Origin of the sequence: Paractinoplanes rishiriensis, from assembly GCF_016862375.1 — a bacterium.
GTDB lineage: Bacteria > Actinomycetota > Actinomycetes > Mycobacteriales > Micromonosporaceae > Actinoplanes > Actinoplanes rishiriensis.
The window spans coordinates 14,793-30,218 of the sequence record NZ_BOMV01000071.1; the positions used below are offsets into that span (position 1 = coordinate 14,793).

Below are 15,426 nucleotides of genomic sequence, written 5' to 3' on the forward strand. Positions count from 1 at the left end.
AGGCCAGCCTGACCTCCCGGCGCGGCAGGCACTTCCGGCGGCCGCGCACCTCAGCTCGTCGTCCCGGCCAGCGCAAGGCGCGGCGACGGCCGGTGTGCGGCGGCGACGGCCTGCTCGACCGTGCCGAACGAGCGGAACGCGGTGTGCAGGCGCATCGTGCGCAGCACCGTCTGGACGAACCGGGAGGGACCGGCCAGCAGCAGCTCACCGTGGCGGCGGCGAACCGCGTTGCGGGCCCGGACGAGCGCACCCAGCCCGACCGCGTCGATCACGCCGGCGCCGCTGAGATCGACGACGACGTGCGTGCGGGCGGCCATCGCCCGCTCGAGAGCGGCACGCAGCCCGGGCGCGACGTCGAGGTCGAGGTCGCCGCGCACCCGGACCACCGCGGCGGCCGGCCGGAGCTCGACGTCGACCCGGTCGGTGACCACCCGGGCCGGCTTCTGCGTCCGCCGCGGCGCGCTCGGCGGACACGATGGACAGCGGTGCGGCCCGCGCGCGAAGGCGGAGCCGGACCAGCCGATCGCGGTGACCGCGACATAGACCACGTCCGCATCATGCAGACCACAACCGTCGGTGGCGGCCACGTCGCCGCAGGTGTCACAGATCAGCTGTACGCCCGAACCGTACGCGGAGGGGACGGCCGTCATGCCTGCCTCGCTTCGTCGTCGAACCGTGGTGACCTCAAGCTTCGAAGGCGCAGATGGCGGGACCTCCGCGGATTTATGACGGTCCTGTGACAACCCGCGGATTCTCGGTGGCCCAGGGCGCCCGGCGGCGCCACTCCGGCACCTCGGCAAAGGTGACCGGGCGTAACGCGGCGACCTGTTCCGCGACGTCCTCGACCACCCGCGGCACCTGCCGGACCTGACCTGACGTGCCTTGACGCGGCCCCGCCGGTGCGCGCACGATGGCTGGCAATCGATTGCCAAGCGTCGGGAGGCGCCATGCCCCGGATCAGCTACGTCGACCCGGACTCGGTCACCGATCCGGACCTGGCCGGATACCTCGAGGACTCCCGCCGGTACGGCACGCCGCGGCTGGAGAGCCAGGCGATCCGCGCCCACGTCCCGGCGGTGCTGCGGACGTTCAACCAGTCCTGGCAGCAGGTCTTCCGCGAGGGCGTGCTGGACCACCACATCAAGGAGCTGGCCCGGGTGTTCGTGGCCAAGTCGCTGGACTGCGGATACTGCGCCGGCCAGCGCTCGCACCTCGCGGACATCGGCGAACGCGAGATCGACGACCTGATCGAGTTCCGCGGCTCCGACCGGTTCACCGAACGGGAGAAGGCGGCGCTGCTGCTGGCCGAGGCGATCGCCTGGGATCCGCTGATGGCCGACGACGAGGTGTGGGCCAAGCTGCACGAGCACTTCACCGAGCCGGAGATCGTCGAACTCGGCTACTTCATCGGGCTCACCATGGGACAGCAGAAGTTCCTCAAGACGCTCGGCATCAAGCACGGCGAGTTGGGCCGGGACAACACCGCCGGGCTGGCGCCGGAGGTGGCCGCCACGATGGGCCGGCCGTGAGGACGGCCACCGACGCCGACTTCGACGCCACGGTCCGGGACGTCGGCGGGGCGGTGCTGGTGGACTTCTGGGCAGGCTGGTGCGGCCCGTGCCGTCAGCTCGCCCCGGTCCTCGACGCCCTGGAGGCCGACCTGGCCGGCCGGCTGACCGTGGTCAAGGTCGACGTCGACGACAACCCGGCGGTCGCGCTCCGCTACGGCGTGACCAGCCTGCCGACTCTGCTGCTGTTCGTCGGCGGCGAGCCGGTGCACCGGGTGCACGGCCTGCGGCCTAGGAGCGTGCTGCGGGCCGAACTGGACCGGTGGATTCCCGGACGATGAGCTCGGTGGCCAGCGCCACGCTGCCGGCGTCCGCCCGCGGGTCGACGATCCGGGCCAGCACGAGCCGGGCGGCCTGCGCGCCCAACTCCTCCTGGGCGATCGCGACCGTGGTCAGCGGCGGGCGCAGCCACTCGGCCAGCGGCATGTTGTTGATGCCGACCAGCGACACGTCCTGCGGGCAGCGCAGCCCGCGCTCCGCGATCGCGGCGAGGCAGCCGACCGCGATCATGTCGTTGCCGGCCAGGATCGCGGTCACCTCGCCCCGCTCCAGCAGCCCGCGGCACGCCACCTCGCCGGCCGCCGCGGTGTACTGCCCGGCCCGCACCACCCAGGCCGGTCGCGGCGTGATGCCGGCGGTCCGCAGCGCCGCCCGGTAGGCCGCCGCCCGGGTGCCGGTCACCGAGATCCCGGCCGGTCCGGCGACATGTCCGATCGCGGTGTGCCCCAGCGCCCGCAGATGCGTGACGGCATTCCTGATCCCGCACGCGTCATCGCTGGTCACGCTGGGCACGTCGACCTCGGTCAGCCGGTTGACCAGCACCATCGGCACGCCCTGCCCGGCCAGCGCCGCCACGGCCGCATCGCGCCGCCCGGCCGACGCGATGACGTAGCCCTCGCACCGCCGGGCCCGGAACAGGTCCAGCAGTTCGGCACCGCGCCGCAGGTCGTTGTCGGTGCTGGCGATCAGGCCCTCGAAGCCGTGCTCGCGCAGCACGTTCTGCACCCCGCGCACGACCGGCGGATAGAACGGGTTGAGCAGATCGGGCACCAGCACGCCCACCGTGCCGGACCGCTGGGTGCGCAGCGACCGCCCGACCGGGTCGACCACATAACCCAGCTCAGCGGCGGCCCGCACCACCCGCTCGGTGGTGGCCGGGCTGATCCGCCCCGGCAGCCTCGGGTCGAGCGCCCGCGACGCCGTGGCCGGGTGCACCCCGGCCGCCCGCGCCACGTCCTTGATGGTGAGCCGGTCCACGCCGACACCCTATGCACAAGTTCACGCCCGATCACCGTCGTGCCGGATCAGGTCGTGCGTCAGCGAATCCACGATGGCGGGCAGCAGCGCCGGCCGCGCCTCGTCGGCGACCACGGCGACGGAGGCATATTTCTTGATCAGGTGGGCCTTCACCATCGACGCCAGGTGCGCGTTCGTGCGCAACAGCAGTTTGTACACCGGCCAGCCCAGGTCCTTCTCCTCGGTCGAGCCGATCAGATTCAGCAGCGCCAAGGCGCCGGCGACCCGCGCGAAATCGACGGGCGAGGCGAAGTGCTGCCCGTACCAGTCGGCCACGTGCGGCAACATGTGCAAGAGCTGTGGCCGCGCGACCACGACGGGCACTGCCCGGATCGCCTCGGGCGCCGACGTGACGGCGGAACCGACAAGTTCGGCCGTCTCGCTCAGCGAGAGATGACCGCAGTGCGTGAGGACGTACTCCACCACCGCGAAGGACGCGGGTGGCTGGAGCTGCCCGACCTGGCGGACATCGGCGAGCAGGCGCGGCACACTCGCCGGCGAGGGAGCAGCGAAAAGCCTTCGCGCGAGCACGTCGGAGTAGACCTGGACGGAACTCGCGACGGCGGGAACCGGCACGCCGCGCCACAGGGCCACACCGACATGGGCGACATCAGCCGCATCGGATTCGAACAGCAGACGTGCTTCGTGAACCTCGCGCATGTCGTAGTCGAAACCGTCACGCCGCAACTGCAGCGAGCAGACACCGCCCGCGACGAGGGGCTCGATGGACTGGAGGACGCCCAGCCAGGTTGCCTCCTCGAGGCCGGCCTGCATGAGCCGGACGACCGACCGCCACCACACCAGCGGCTCCTGCCCGTGCGGCGCCAGGTCGGGCAGCGTGATCGATCGGTCCGGCACCAGCAGCAACCGCAGCAGAACCAGGTTGATGACGTAGGCGGCGAGGCGTTGCACCGTGGTTCGCGAGTGCGGGTTGTAGTTGATCTCGTTGCTCTGGATACGCGGCCGGTCAGCCTTGCTCAGCAGCATCTCGAGGACTTTGCCGCCCAGGCTGCGTACCTCGGGTTTCAGCTGGTCGACGAGCTGATGGACGAACCGGACGATCGCCCCGTCCGCGATCGGCCGGTGGGACAGCAGGGCGAAGAGAACGTCGTCCTTGTCCCACGGCACGCCGGGCCGCAGCCGGCCGTTCACGTAATCGTCGTACGCGTCGATCAGCTCGGCGGCCCGGTCCACCGCGTGATGCGCTATCAGGTACTCCGAGAACGTGGCGTGCAGGAACTCGTACGTCTTCCGGCTCTGGTCCGACTCGCTCGTCTCCGAGGTGTGGATGAAGAAGAACCGGCCGATCGTCCGCCTCGCCTCGCTGAGCTGCTGGACCTGTTGCGACCGGTCGCTGCGGGCAGCGAGCCCCTGCGGGTCGAGGGCGCCGAGATCGCCCTGGAGCTGCATCTCGGTGACGAACTGCCGGCCACGGTTGAACATGCCGTAGGCGGCTATCCCCAACCGCCAGAGCTCAGCGCTCACCAGGGGCTCGGGCGGCGGCTCGAGGGTGCGTTCCTCGCGGTCGGACTTGCGCAGCTCACGGCGGGTGAAGTCGACCAGGAGCTGGTGGTAGACCGCGGTCTCGCTCGCCGCGACGGTATGCCCGCCGGATGCGGTGGCCTGGATGGCGATCATCAGGAGCAGCAACGGCTGCCTGGCGATCGGGCCCATCGCCTGGACCGACTGCAGGGAGAGAGCGCCGGGCGGTGTCCCGCCGGCATCCGCGTTGACCGCGTTCCAGGTTGTCAGCCACTCCTCGATCTGCCGGTCGGTGAAATCCTCGAGCCGTAGCACCGCACATCCGCGCGGAATGCTGGCGATGTCGGCCACCACCTGGCGGGACGTGACAATGACCGCCACCGGAGCGTCCTGGTTCATCTCGGTCCGCTGGAAGTCCTGCACCTGGCTCAGGTAGTTGGACTCGGTGGTTCCGGTGGCCTGCATCAACTCGTCCAGACCATCGAGGAGTACGACCCGCGTGGCTCCTCCGCCGCCGTCCTTCTGGCCGGCCGCCGCCTCCGCGATGGTGGCCCACCGGGCACGCGCGTGCGTCGAGCGGTCCAGCACGTCCTGCACCTGCTGAAAGATCGGTGCGCCGGGCGCCCGGACCTGCCGGAGCGGGACCAGGAACGCGGGAAACGCGGTCGACGAAAGCCTGGCCGTCAGCACGCGCATGAGCAACGACTTGCCGGCGCCCGGATGGCCCAGAACCACGAGCGGTTGTTCGGCGCTGCGTGCGGATGCCAGGTAGGCGATCAGAAACTCGTCCAGGTCGGAGCGGACCGGATGGTCCTGCCACCATTCCTCGCTGGAGGGCTGCGATCGATTGTCGACGACCGCGAACCGGAAACGCGGGGTGATGTACCCGTCCGCGATCGACGGGATGGACACCGTTGCGGCGCCCTCCATCTCTCCGATCTTGATGAGCGGCTGGGACAGGATGGCGCGATTCGCCTTCCTCAGCGCGTCGAGATCGTGGTGCGGCCGGTACGGGCGGGAGACAAGCGACAGCACCGTCTCGATCCGGTTCAGCGCGACCGCCTGGCTGTGCAGGGCACCGAGGATGTCCCGGCCGGCCGCCTTGATCGCCCGATCGGTGGCCCGCTGCCCGCCCAGCATCGCCCAGACCAGGAATTCCGGTACGTCGGACGCCAGCCGGAAGTAGTTCTCCTCGTACCGCTTGGTCGCGCCGGTCACGATGTGCTGCACGGTTGGCCGGTACCCGAGCCGCTTCCAGGCTCGATCCCACATGGCGAGCTTGTGGAACGAGGCCAGGCACCGGGCAACACCGGCACGCAGGTACGGAGCGATGTTCACTTCGAGGTTCTCGTCGAAGGAGCAGCCCGCCCACGGGACCTCGATCCGCGCCGACAGCACCGCGTCTACGGCCGTGCGGTACTCCTCGGCGACGTCGAGATCGGCGAACAGGAACCGCTTCTCCTCGTCGGTCAGCTTCAGCACCGCGTAGGCGGGACCGAGATGTTGCTGGAGACTGTGGAACACCGCCTCTCCGACCAGCACGGAATGTGCCGCCGCGATCAGCTGCGCGCGCTCGTAGCCGGCCAGTACGCCGAGCCGGTCCCGGCCCCAGGACACGCCTCTGCCGAGGATCTTGAGGAACTCGCTCTTCTGGTCGACCCAGCCCCAGACCTGCCCGAGCACGGCGTAGCCGGTGGGCAGGGCCGCCGCGCCGGAAGCGAGGATGATGCCGCCCAGCAACGTGTCGAGCATGCGCAGCGCCCCAGGTTCGTCGACTCCCATGAGCCGCAGAGCGGAGCGGTACGTCAAGGGCAGCTTCATATTTCCTCGGCTCGTCACAGATCGTTGGGCGGGCGACAGGTGAGGCTAAGACGGTCGATGCCCGGTAGCTCGCGCCAGTCGTTGATCTGACTGACCGGCCTTGATCGAGCCTGCCCGCGCGGCCGCACCACGGATCGGCGCCGCTACGATCTGACGGGTTGAAAGGCGGAGGATGATGACGAACGCGACGGACACCACCCGGTCGCTGCGCTGGTACGGCGGCCTGGCCGTGGTGTTCTTCGGCATTGTGCCGGCCGTGATGGTGACCATGCTGGTGGCCCAGGGCAAGACTCCCGGCTCGGTGGGCCTGCTGCTGATCGGCGGCATCCCGCTGGTGCTGGCCGCGCTCTGGTTCGCGGCCCGCGGCCTGACCGGCGACGACCCGGACCTCGCCGCGCGCCGCATGCGCCTGAGCATGGCCCTGGTGGCCGGCGCCGACGTGCTGCTGCTGGGCGGCAACGCCCTGATCCGGATGGCCACGTCCTGACGTGGACCTGATCGCCCCGCCGCGCATCGAGGACCGGCCCGCGCGGAGTTGCCTCGAGATCCGCACGGTAACGCCGGTGGTGCCGGGCCGCTGCCCGCGGGCCGTTACGCCACGCTGACGGGTCGCGACCAATCGCTGCGGGCCAACCGGGCGCTGCTGGACTGGGTCGCCGCTTCCGGTGCGCCGCCCGGGTGTGCTCCGACAACCGCCGGTGTGGAACTCGACCGCGAGGGCGACCGTTCGGGTGCCGCTACGAGGCCTGCCTGACGGATCCGCGCACCGAGCCGCGCAAGACGAAATGGAAGGTGCAGCTCAACATCCGCGTCCGCGACACCGCTTGTCAGCGGCTGATCTCACGCTCCGGCAGGCGAGTGGACGGCCGTCGCAGGGCCGCCGCACACCGGGCGATGAACAGCCGCTGCGCCACCGGAACCAGCGGACCGGCGAGCCGGGCGATCAGGAGCGCGGGCCGCGAGCGTACGGTCACCTCGAATTGCACTTGATCTTCCCCGTCCAGCACGATCGCGAACCGCTCATCCCCCTCGAACGTGTGTCCCGGCAACGCCCGATAGTGCATCTCGGTGCGGGCGGGCTCGCGTACCACGTCAATGATCTCGCAGGGCTCCCCCACCCGCAGCCGGCCCACCCCCAGCTCGGACCGCATCTGCTGGCCGGCCCTGGCCGCCGGGGTGTCCGGCGCGACCCGGGCACCCGCGCGGCGATGCATCTCCCAGCTCAGCAGCGCCGCCGACGCCGCCTCGAACCGCTCCCGCCCGGCACCGACCCGATGTGCCCAGCGCCGCTCCGACCAGTGCTGCTCCCGCCGCGCCCACACCACAGCGAGGGCGGTGAGCACCGCGGCTGCGTTCAGGACACCGTGGGTCAAAACCATCCAAGTCAAACCCAGATGGGGTACGGGGAACAGCTGACCGGCCGCGTAGAGCAGCGCCAACGCCATGGTCACCACGCTGACCGCGAGCAGCCCCCGGGCGGCCCGGCCGGACCGGGTAGCGAGAGCGAGCCACAGCCCCGAGGTGAGCATCCCCGCGCCCACCAGCTCGACCGCCTCCCCCGCATCGCCGTCAACCAGAAAGCCGAACCCGACCACCGCAACACCGACCGGCGCCAGCAGCCGCGCCGCCGGCCGGGCGTCCAGCAGCGCCAACAGCAGAAGCGCCCCAAACCCGGCCACGTGAAAGTGCGCCGCCGTGAGCCCCAGCACGCCGGCCGGAAAGCCGAGCAGCGCCACTCCCGCCCGCTCAGCCACCAGCCCCACCGCGGCCACCGGGAGGCAGGCCCCCGCAAACGCCGCCAGCCGCTCCCGCCGCAGCACCACCGGCACCGCGAGGCAGGCCATCAGGTAGGGCACGCAGAGCACCCCCGCACCCACCCCGCGCGGCATCAGCAGCGCCACCACCGCCGGCACAGCCACAACCGGCCACCAGCGCACAAGCCACCGCCCGCGCCCCAGCGCCCCCAGCCCGAGCGGAACGAACAGCAACAAACACACCGCCACCACGAGATAGAGCCCCAGCCACCCCGGCGCCGTCAGTCGATCCATGCCTCCCAGCATACTCGAACACGTTCAAGAAAGGCAGGCCTCGTGCTCGGTAAGGCGCAGTGAACAGGGCCGCAGCCGCCAGAGCATGGCAGGCGGCGTCTTCTGACGGGCCAAGCCCCACCGCGGTGAAACGCCGCGGTGGCACGCCGCGGTGACACGCCGCGGTGACCGCTGCCGACGACGCGCCGCGCCCAGCTGGAGGACCGCTCCGCCGCGCCCGCGGGCCCGCCGGAACACCGGCTCGACGGCGACCGCCCAGCCCGAACACCACTCAACCGCGGATGGCGCCCAGCCGGAGCACCGCTCCACCGCGACCGCGCCCAGCCGGAGCACCGCTCCACCGCGACCGCGCCCAGCCGGAACACCGCTCCACCGCGACCGCGCCCAGCCCGAACACCGCTCCACCGCGGATGGCGCCCAGCCGGAGCACCGCTCGGTTGCGGCCACCCGGCCGGGCAGCGCCGTTCAGGCTGCCTCCCGCGTTTAGGCGTCGGTTGCCTCGCGGACCAGCGTTTTGTCCAGGTTTGAGATCTCCAGGACCATGCGGACCATCGGGCCGGGGTTACACAGCATCAGCCGGGTGGCTCGGGCGGCGGCGGCGCGCTGGGCTGCCACCAGCACGCCTATGCCGGACGAGTCGAGGAAGGTCACGGCCTGCATGTCTACGTCGATGCGGCCACCGTCGTGGGTTGCCACCGCCGAGCGCAGCACCTCGCGCATCGCCTCGACGGTTTCCAGGCTGACATCGCCGATGGGCGCCACCGTGGTGACGTTGCCCTGACGCTCGACGCGGTACTCCAAGGACATGCCGATCCCCCCGGCTGGTTGTGTGCCGTCGGGTCGCCGCGGTACCCCGGATGGCGGCACCGCAAACGTCGCACTTTGTCGTCACCTACTCATGAGCGACCTCCCGCCGACGCCATCCCCAGCCACGTGTGCGGGTTGCCCTCCCAGCACCAGCCGAGCTTCGGCGCATTTTGGCTGATCCAGATGGCCGGCACCCGCCGGTCACCGCAGCGCGAGCCGCCGAGCGAGAAGCACTTGTTTTTCACCAGTAGCTCGGGGTGCTGCGTGATCAGGGCAACACCTTCCTCGATGGTGAGCGGCGTGCGGCCCCGCTCGTCGATGGTCGCCAAGGCATGCGCCGGCACCGCGCCGCAGAACTCCTCGCCCCGCTCGACATCGAGCAGCAGATAGGCGTCGTCGGCCGGCAGATGGACGCCCTTGGCCGGCCCGAAACGCTCCAGCGAGCCCGGCTCGAACGTCCGGTCGACGAATCCCGGCTTGCTCCTGCCGGCCAGCGTGGTGCGCACCATGGACTCCTCGATCGGGACCAGTGCACGCGTGATGACCAGCAAAAACGTGCCGGAGCCCGTCGCCCGCCGCAACGGTGCCAGCCGTTCGGTGAACGCCTCCTCGGACAGCCCGGCCAGCGCGGGATAGCCGAGTGCGACGAGGTTGCCCAGTTGCCGATCGAACTCCGTCATGGGGTCTCCCTCCGGATGGTGGTACGCCCATCAACGTACACCGTACGGAGATATTCCCGCCACTGCTTCCCGGCGGCCCACCGAAAGGCTCGTCAGATTCACTGGTCACCGACGCGCGCAGGGACATCTTCTGCCTGATCTCGGGGGCCTGGAAGCCGGCCGTGCCGGTCGGTACCACGAAGCCGCGGATGCCGTCGGGGGTCTGCGCCCAGACCACCGCCACGTCGGCGACCGAGCCGTTGGTGATCCACATCTTGCGGCCGTCGAGGATCCAGTCGGTGCCGTGCCGGCGGGCACGCGTGCGCATGCCCGCCGGGTCCGAGCCGGAGTCCGGTTCGGTGAGGCCGAAGCAGCCGATCGCGTCGCCGGCCGCCAGCGCGGGCAGCCAGCGTTCGCGCTGCTCCTCGGAGCCCCACCGGTGGATCGCGTACATCGCCAGGGAGCCCTGTAGGTCGCGTGAGCAGTGACGATCCGCTGCTCGATCGGGTCGCGATCGAGGATGCCTTCCGACGCCTCGGCGAACGGTTGGCCCGGCGCGGTGTCATCGCCGACCTCTACGTCTTCGGCGGCGCGGCGATGGCCTTGGCGTACGACGCCCGCCGGTCGACACGCGACATCGACGCGGTGTTCCAACCACACGGCGTCGTGCTCGACGAGGCCAGATCCGTTGCCGCCGAACTCGGTCTACCGCAGTGGTAGCTCAATGAGCAGGCCAGCGCGTACGTCGCACCCGGCGGCGACACCAACGCTCCGCGGGTGTTCGACCATCCCGGCCTGCGGGACGACGAGATCAGCAGGTAGCGGCCGAACTGGAAGAGCAACGCGGCGAACTGCGGGTCGTCGGCGACGGCGTGCTGCGCGATCCGGACGTCGGTCGGCTGGTCGGCGGCGGTACGGCCAGGCCGATCGTCACCCGGCGGAACAGTTCCTGGTAGTCGGCCACGTGCCGGCGCCGCAGCCGGTCGTAGCGCACGGTCTCGGCGGCGCGCAGATGCTGCCACGCGATGCCCTGGTAGTCGCCGCCGACGGCGTGGAAGTTGGCGTAGCTGGAGCCGATCGAGATCAGCAGGGTCACCGCGTCGGCTCCGGTGACCCGCAGCGTGCCGGCGGCGCTGCTGACCACGCCGCCGTCGAGCGCGATCGTGGTGCCGTCGGGGCTGGCCACCGTGGTGCGCTGCGGGCTGCCGAAGGACGCGGTGAAGCTGATCGCGCCGGGCTGGTCCGCGGTCAGCCGCACCGCGATCACCTGATCCGGCGCGCTCGCGAAAACCTCACGATCAAAAGCAACCCCATTGACCACGTACGACGTCGACGTCGTGGCCGTGGTCAGGCGGAGCCGCCGGTCGTGCCCGCTGACCTCGGTGCCATGGTCGAACTCCAGGCGCAGGTCCCCGACCGGCTGACAGACCATCTGCCCAACCGGCTGCCGAGCATGGTCTGGTTGATCAGGGTCTGCGCCTCGAGCCACTGGCCGGCGAACACCAGCCGGCGGATCTCGGCGAGCGCGCCGGCGCCCAGCGGATTGTCCGGGACGTACGGTCCACCCGCTCAGACGGTGTCCCCGTTGAGCTGGAGGCGTTGCCGGCCGGCGTTGCCGAACTCCGCCGATGCGAAAGCTCCGTCGGGACACCTCGAACATGTGCTGGCCCTCCGCCTCAAGCAATACACATCTGTCGATATGTCAGGTGCTCGGGGCGGAGGGCCGGATTACGGTTTTACCGCGGTGTGTAGCTGATGGCCGGCCGGGGCGGGGTGCTCATGCCCGAGCCGAGGTAGTAGTCGACGTGGTGCGACTGCATGTAGCCCTTGAGCGTGATGGCGTTGCGGTAGGCCGGGTTGTGGACCAGCGTGTAGAGCCGGGTGCTGGTCGGCACGTTGGTGGTGAAGATGACCAGCTCGTTGAACGAGGAGTTGGTATAGACGACCTCTTCACGCCAGTCGCCGAAGATGTCGCCGGACAGCGTCGGGCCGCTCTGCGCCGCGGTGACCGCGCCGAAGTTCCAGGTGGTGACCAGCCGGGGCACGCTGCCGCTGGCGGACGGGCTGCTGGGGTTCCACTTCTCGATCTTGCCGGCGTTCAGCAGCTCCATCGTGACGTCGCCGTCCCACCACAGGCCCAGCTGCGGCCACGGCGCCAGCCCGGTGTTCGGCTCGGCGAGCCGGTTGGTCGGGCCGTTGTAGAGGCCGGAGAACGACCACACCTCGTATCCGGGGTAGCGCGGGTCGACGTCGCCGGCCATGCCGCGGCCGACGTCGCCGACACCGGACTCGATGTGCTTCCAGATGATCTGCCCGGTGGTGGCGTCGTAGTAGTACTCGCGCAGGCCGCTGGCGTTGTCCTGCTGCACCGCGTAGCCCTGCAGGCCGGCCCGGTTCGGGTCCATCTTGGCGATGTGGAACCGGTCGCCGTGGATGACGCCCTGCGACGCGAGCGAGTAGCGCAGCGTGCCGTTGCCGTTGAGGACGAACCCGATCTCGGCGATCTCGTCCTTGCCGTCGCCGTTGATGTCGATGATCCGGGTGTTGTGCCCGTCCGGCAGGTCCTGGTTGCCGCGCAGGAACTTCCACTGCATGCTGACCGCGCTGCCGGTGAACCGCCACGCGGTGAACATCAGGTTGAAGCCGCCGTCGCCGACCCGGTTCTTCATGTACGCGACCAGGCTCGGGTTGACCCCGTCCAGGTGGCCGACGCCGAAGCGGGCCATCAGCGGGCCGTCCGCGATGTAATCGGCCGGAATCGCGGCGGTGGCCCGCGGCGCGCCGGTCATCCCGTCCAGGATCGCGATGAACTGCCGGTTGTTGTCGGAGTTCGAGAACGTGGTGCCGTTGCCGAACCGGACCCCGTTGGCGATCCGCAGCGCCACCTCGGCGCGGCCGTCGCTGTCCAGGTCGTAGACCGTGACGCCGTCGTTGTGGCCGACGTCGATAACCGACGAGCCGCCCTCGATGTTGTCCTGGTTGGTGCTGTTCGGCCCCATGTCGGCGGACCACAGGAACTGCCCGTTGCTCCGGTACGCCTCGATCGTCTGCGGCGAGGTCTGCCGGTCGACCACGTAGTCGTACTCGCCGTCGCCGTCCAGGTCACCGACCCAGACGAACTTGACCGCCCCGCCGGCCCGCAGCGGCACCCGCACCACGGGCTCGACCGCGTTGTTGGCCTTGAGCGTGAACGCCCCGCTCGGCGCCTGTTCCGCGCCACCGACCACCGGGCGTACCCGATAGGTGTTCGCCTGGGCGAAGTTGGCGGTCGAGTCGGTGAAGTTGGTGCCGCCGGTCAGCACCGACGAGTTGAGCTTGACCTCGGCGCCGCCGGCCGCGGACCGGTAGACGTTGAAGCCGATCCCGTCCGGGTCCAGGCCCAGCAGGCGCCAGCTGACCAGCGCACTCGTGTTGCTGGCGCGGACCGCGACCACACCACGTCCCAGGCTCTCCATCTTGCGGCCGCTGCCGGTCGGCGGCGGGGTCGTCGGCGTGGTGCCGCCGCCGCTCGTGGTGACGTCCAGGTAGTCGATGTTGGCGAGCCCGCCCGCGGTGGTCGCGGCCAGCCGGATCGTGTTGCTGCCGGCGCGCAGCGGGACGCTCAGCGAGGCGGTGGTCCAGCCGTTCCAGGCGCCGGTGTTGTTGAACGCGTACCCGCCCGCGACGACCGCGCCGTTCACGCTGATGTCGGCGGGGCGCCCGGCCGGGTTGCCGTTGGCGTACCGGATGTCGACCGTGGCGTTCCCGGCGGCCGCCGCGTTCACGGTGAACTGGGCCGCGGCGCCGACCGCACCGTTCGAGTCGCAGAACCCCGAGCCGGAGAAGCCCGAGTGGTTCGAGGCGATGGCTCCGTCGCAGGTGGCGGGCGCGGATTCGGCCTCGTACCGGTCGGTGGCGGCGCTCGCCTCGAGGGCCACGAGCACCCCCGCTCCGGACAGGAGGGTGGCCACGGCCGCGACGACCGTGACCTTCGCTGATCGTTTCATGGGGGGACTCCAAGGTGGATCAGGGATGAGGACGTTAAAACGTTTACCAGAGGTTGCCGAACGATTTCATGGTCGTCAATACCTTGGCAGGCGTTTTCCGTCCTGATGCGGAGGGGAACCGTTTAGGCCCGGCCCGCACGGCGGCCGCGATCAGCACACTCGCGGCGATCTCGTCGAGGCCCGGGCGCTTGCTCCCGGAAACGTTTACCATGACCGGGATGACCTCTCACGACAACCTCTGGCTCCGCAAGATCGCCGAGAACCCCGGCCACTCCCAGTGGTACATCGACCGGTTCCGTGGCATGGCGGCCCGCGGCGACGACCTGGCCGGCGAGGCGCGGCTGATCGACGCGATGGCGCCGCGGGGCTCCCGGATCCTGGACGCGGGCTGCGGCACCGGCCGGGTGGGCGGTCACCTGTCCGGCCTGGGCCATGCGGTGGTCGGCGTCGACCTGGACCCGGCCCTGATCGAAGCCGCCCGGGCGGACCACCCCGGTCCCACCTGGCTGACCGGCGACCTGACCGAACTCGACCTGGACCCACCCGGCTTCGACGTGATCGTCTGCGCCGGCAACGTGATGACCTTCGTGGCCCCCGGCACCCGGCGCGCGATCCTCGCCCGGTTCCGCGCCCACCTGGCCGACGGCGGCCGGGCGGTGATCGGCTTCGGCGCCGGCCGCGGCTACGACTTCACCGAGTTCCTGACCGACGCCGCCGACGCCGGCCTCCACCCCGACCTGCTGCTGAGCGCCTGGGACCTGCGCCCGTTCGGCAAGGACGCCGACTTCCTGGTAGCCGTCCTGACCTAGACAGCTTCCGGTGGGCCGAGGTCTGCGCGACTTGCGGTCCGGCCGCTTTCTCGCCCAGCACCGCTCCCGTCCAGGTCGCGCCGCGCGGTCAGGGCGACTACGGACCTAGACCCGGACACCAGCCCTCACGGTGTGGACGGACGGGCCGGCATGCAGTGAGTAGATGGTCTGTTCGCGCTGGCCGGCCGTGTACCGGATGTGGAAGTACGGCGCCCGCCGGCCGCCCACCTGCCCGTACCAGACGATGTCCCGCTCGACGACCCGCCGCCACCTGCCGCTGGCCGGGTCGGTGACGACCAGTTCGGTCCGCCGGATCCGCTCCACCGGCTCGTCCAGGTATTCGACCGCGTGATCGAAGATCGGGACCGCGTCGAGCGCCGCCTCGCTCTCCCAGTACGTCTCGGGCGCCAGGGCGAGCCGGACCGGGGTCTCCTCCCCCACCCGCACGAACAGGAGCTCGACCCGCAGCCGCGACGACCCGGCCATGGCGTGCACCTCGCCGCTACGCTGCCCCTCGACCCAGACCGGCGAAGGGAGCCGGCAACCAGCGATCCGACGACTGACGTCCCCACTCAGGTCCGGCGCGCGGCCCCGATCGCCAGCAGCACCACGGCGGGAACGTAGAAGGCGCCGACCGAGGCCAGACCGGCCAGCACACCGACGCCGAGCACGATGGCACAGGCCCAGGCCAGCGCACGTCCCGCGACCACCAGCGGCAGCGCACACACCAGCACCGGCACTGCCGTCAGGAGGGCCACGCCCGGGCCGTCGCTCGCCAAGAGGCTGCGGTATTCCACCGCCTGCCCCGCGATCTGCCCGGCCGACAACGGTGCCAGCAGCAGAATCCCGCCGGTCACCAGGCTGTACAGCACGGCCCCCACCGACCACCGCCGCCCGGCACTCGCCCCGACGCCGGCCGGGCGCACCGCTTGTGCCCTTCCCATGGCCAT

General features: G+C 70.7%; 15 protein-coding genes and 3 pseudogenes. 6 read left to right on the top strand and 12 right to left on the bottom strand.

What is annotated here, in order from left to right; all coding sequences use genetic code 11:
* Window positions 1-50: 50 nt before the first annotated feature.
* Window positions 51-650 carry an STAS domain-containing protein gene (locus Ari01nite_RS33350; protein ID WP_203786225.1) on the bottom strand — a complete coding sequence of 200 codons (600 nt, stop codon included), beginning with the start codon at window positions 648-650 and terminating at the stop codon, window positions 51-53.
* 86 nt (window positions 651-736) lie between these two features.
* On the opposite strand from Ari01nite_RS33350, the gene Ari01nite_RS51035 reads away from it, so the two are divergent.
* From Ari01nite_RS51035 to trxA, 3 genes are all read left to right on the top strand, one after another.
* Window positions 737-871, top strand: coding sequence for a hypothetical protein (locus tag Ari01nite_RS51035; protein ID WP_275410897.1), 135 nt, complete (start codon window positions 737-739; stop codon window positions 869-871).
* Window positions 872-947: 76 nt separating this feature from the next.
* The gene (locus Ari01nite_RS33355; protein WP_203786226.1) at window positions 948-1,529 is read left to right on the top strand and encodes a carboxymuconolactone decarboxylase family protein; all 582 of its coding nucleotides are present in this window, start codon (window positions 948-950) and stop codon (window positions 1,527-1,529) included.
* Window positions 1,526-1,849 carry a thioredoxin gene (gene trxA, locus Ari01nite_RS33360; protein ID WP_203786227.1) on the top strand — a complete coding sequence of 108 codons (324 nt, stop codon included), beginning with the start codon at window positions 1,526-1,528 and terminating at the stop codon, window positions 1,847-1,849. The genes Ari01nite_RS33355 and trxA overlap by 4 nt, the downstream gene beginning before the upstream one ends.
* Here trxA and Ari01nite_RS33365 read toward each other — a convergent pair.
* Together Ari01nite_RS33365 and Ari01nite_RS33370 are read right to left on the bottom strand one after the other, a co-directional pair.
* The gene (locus Ari01nite_RS33365; protein WP_203786228.1) at window positions 1,800-2,825 is read right to left on the bottom strand and encodes a LacI family DNA-binding transcriptional regulator; all 1,026 of its coding nucleotides are present in this window, start codon (window positions 2,823-2,825) and stop codon (window positions 1,800-1,802) included. The genes trxA and Ari01nite_RS33365 overlap by 50 nt on opposite strands.
* A gap of 21 nt (window positions 2,826-2,846) precedes the next feature.
* Window positions 2,847-6,167, bottom strand: a complete 3,321-nt coding sequence (locus Ari01nite_RS33370) for an NACHT domain-containing protein (protein WP_203786229.1) — start codon at window positions 6,165-6,167, stop codon at window positions 2,847-2,849.
* A 175-nt stretch (window positions 6,168-6,342) separates the two neighbouring features.
* Here Ari01nite_RS33370 and Ari01nite_RS33375 point away from each other — a divergent pair, with 175 nt between their 5' ends.
* Window positions 6,343-6,654 (top strand): hypothetical protein, encoded by a 312-nt coding sequence (locus Ari01nite_RS33375; protein ID WP_203786230.1) that lies wholly within the window; start codon window positions 6,343-6,345, stop codon window positions 6,652-6,654.
* Window positions 6,655-6,994: 340 nt separating this feature from the next.
* On the opposite strand, the gene Ari01nite_RS33380 is transcribed toward Ari01nite_RS33375, so the two are convergent.
* From Ari01nite_RS33380 to Ari01nite_RS33395, 4 genes and pseudogenes are all read right to left on the bottom strand, one after another.
* Window positions 6,995-8,215: a YndJ family transporter gene (locus Ari01nite_RS33380; RefSeq protein WP_203786231.1), complete on the bottom strand. Its 1,221-nt coding sequence runs from the start codon at window positions 8,213-8,215 to the stop codon at window positions 6,995-6,997.
* A 483-nt stretch (window positions 8,216-8,698) separates the two neighbouring features.
* Window positions 8,699-9,022, bottom strand: a complete 324-nt coding sequence (locus Ari01nite_RS33385; RefSeq protein WP_203786232.1) for an STAS domain-containing protein — start codon at window positions 9,020-9,022, stop codon at window positions 8,699-8,701.
* Between the two features lie 89 nt (window positions 9,023-9,111).
* Window positions 9,112-9,702 carry a DUF5701 family protein gene (locus Ari01nite_RS33390; protein WP_203786233.1) on the bottom strand — a complete coding sequence of 197 codons (591 nt, stop codon included), beginning with the start codon at window positions 9,700-9,702 and terminating at the stop codon, window positions 9,112-9,114.
* Window positions 9,703-9,799: 97 nt separating this feature from the next.
* Window positions 9,800-10,153: pseudogene (locus Ari01nite_RS33395) on the bottom strand (acyl-CoA dehydrogenase family protein); the annotation flags it as partial.
* 5 nt (window positions 10,154-10,158) lie between these two features.
* On the opposite strand from Ari01nite_RS33395, the gene Ari01nite_RS51805 reads away from it, so the two are divergent.
* A complete protein-coding gene (locus Ari01nite_RS51805; RefSeq protein ID WP_239163244.1) occupies window positions 10,159-10,401 on the top strand; it encodes a DUF6036 family nucleotidyltransferase in 243 nt (80 codons plus the stop codon).
* Window positions 10,402-10,529: 128 nt separating this feature from the next.
* Here Ari01nite_RS51805 and Ari01nite_RS51810 read toward each other — a convergent pair.
* The 3 genes and pseudogenes from Ari01nite_RS51810 to Ari01nite_RS33405 all read right to left on the bottom strand — a co-directional run.
* Window positions 10,530-10,703 (bottom strand): annotated as a pseudogene (locus Ari01nite_RS51810) (hypothetical protein); the annotation flags it as partial.
* Between the two features lie 182 nt (window positions 10,704-10,885).
* A pseudogene (locus tag Ari01nite_RS51815) lies at window positions 10,886-11,341 on the bottom strand (glycoside hydrolase N-terminal domain-containing protein); the annotation flags it as partial.
* 76 nt (window positions 11,342-11,417) lie between these two features.
* Window positions 11,418-13,667: a rhamnogalacturonan lyase family protein gene (locus tag Ari01nite_RS33405; protein WP_203786234.1), complete on the bottom strand. Its 2,250-nt coding sequence runs from the start codon at window positions 13,665-13,667 to the stop codon at window positions 11,418-11,420.
* A gap of 218 nt (window positions 13,668-13,885) precedes the next feature.
* Here Ari01nite_RS33405 and Ari01nite_RS33410 point away from each other — a divergent pair, with 218 nt between their 5' ends.
* On the top strand, window positions 13,886-14,476 hold the full coding sequence (locus Ari01nite_RS33410) for a class I SAM-dependent methyltransferase (RefSeq protein ID WP_239163245.1): 591 nt from the start codon (window positions 13,886-13,888) through the stop codon (window positions 14,474-14,476).
* A 105-nt stretch (window positions 14,477-14,581) separates the two neighbouring features.
* Here Ari01nite_RS33410 and Ari01nite_RS33415 read toward each other — a convergent pair whose 3' ends face one another.
* Together Ari01nite_RS33415 and Ari01nite_RS33420 are read right to left on the bottom strand one after the other, a co-directional pair.
* Window positions 14,582-14,962, bottom strand: a complete 381-nt coding sequence (locus Ari01nite_RS33415) for a hypothetical protein (protein WP_203786236.1) — start codon at window positions 14,960-14,962, stop codon at window positions 14,582-14,584.
* Between the two features lie 86 nt (window positions 14,963-15,048).
* A complete protein-coding gene (locus tag Ari01nite_RS33420; protein ID WP_203786237.1) occupies window positions 15,049-15,420 on the bottom strand; it encodes a hypothetical protein in 372 nt (123 codons plus the stop codon).
* Window positions 15,421-15,426 lie beyond the last annotated feature (6 nt).

Bases quoted from the DNA above. Each gene is read 5' to 3' on its own strand.
- Ari01nite_RS33350 (WP_203786225.1), bottom strand. From the start codon at position 650: ATGACGGCCGTCCCCTCCGCGTACGGTTCGGGCGTACAGCTGATCTGT.
- Ari01nite_RS33355 (WP_203786226.1), top strand. From the start codon at position 948: ATGCCCCGGATCAGCTACGTCGACCCGGACTCGGTCACCGATCCGGAC.
- Ari01nite_RS33370 (WP_203786229.1), bottom strand. From the start codon at position 6,167: ATGAAGCTGCCCTTGACGTACCGCTCCGCTCTGCGGCTCATGGGAGTC.
- Ari01nite_RS33375 (WP_203786230.1), top strand. From the start codon at position 6,343: ATGACGAACGCGACGGACACCACCCGGTCGCTGCGCTGGTACGGCGGC.
- Ari01nite_RS33380 (WP_203786231.1), bottom strand. From the start codon at position 8,215: ATGGATCGACTGACGGCGCCGGGGTGGCTGGGGCTCTATCTCGTGGTG.
- Ari01nite_RS33385 (WP_203786232.1), bottom strand. From the start codon at position 9,022: ATGTCCTTGGAGTACCGCGTCGAGCGTCAGGGCAACGTCACCACGGTG.
- Ari01nite_RS33390 (WP_203786233.1), bottom strand. From the start codon at position 9,702: ATGACGGAGTTCGATCGGCAACTGGGCAACCTCGTCGCACTCGGCTAT.
- Ari01nite_RS33405 (WP_203786234.1), bottom strand. From the start codon at position 13,667: ATGAAACGATCAGCGAAGGTCACGGTCGTCGCGGCCGTGGCCACCCTC.
- Ari01nite_RS33410 (WP_239163245.1), top strand. From the start codon at position 13,886: ATGACCTCTCACGACAACCTCTGGCTCCGCAAGATCGCCGAGAACCCC.
- Ari01nite_RS33415 (WP_203786236.1), bottom strand. From the start codon at position 14,962: ATGGCCGGGTCGTCGCGGCTGCGGGTCGAGCTCCTGTTCGTGCGGGTG.
- Ari01nite_RS33420 (WP_203786237.1), bottom strand. From the start codon at position 15,420: ATGGGAAGGGCACAAGCGGTGCGCCCGGCCGGCGTCGGGGCGAGTGCC.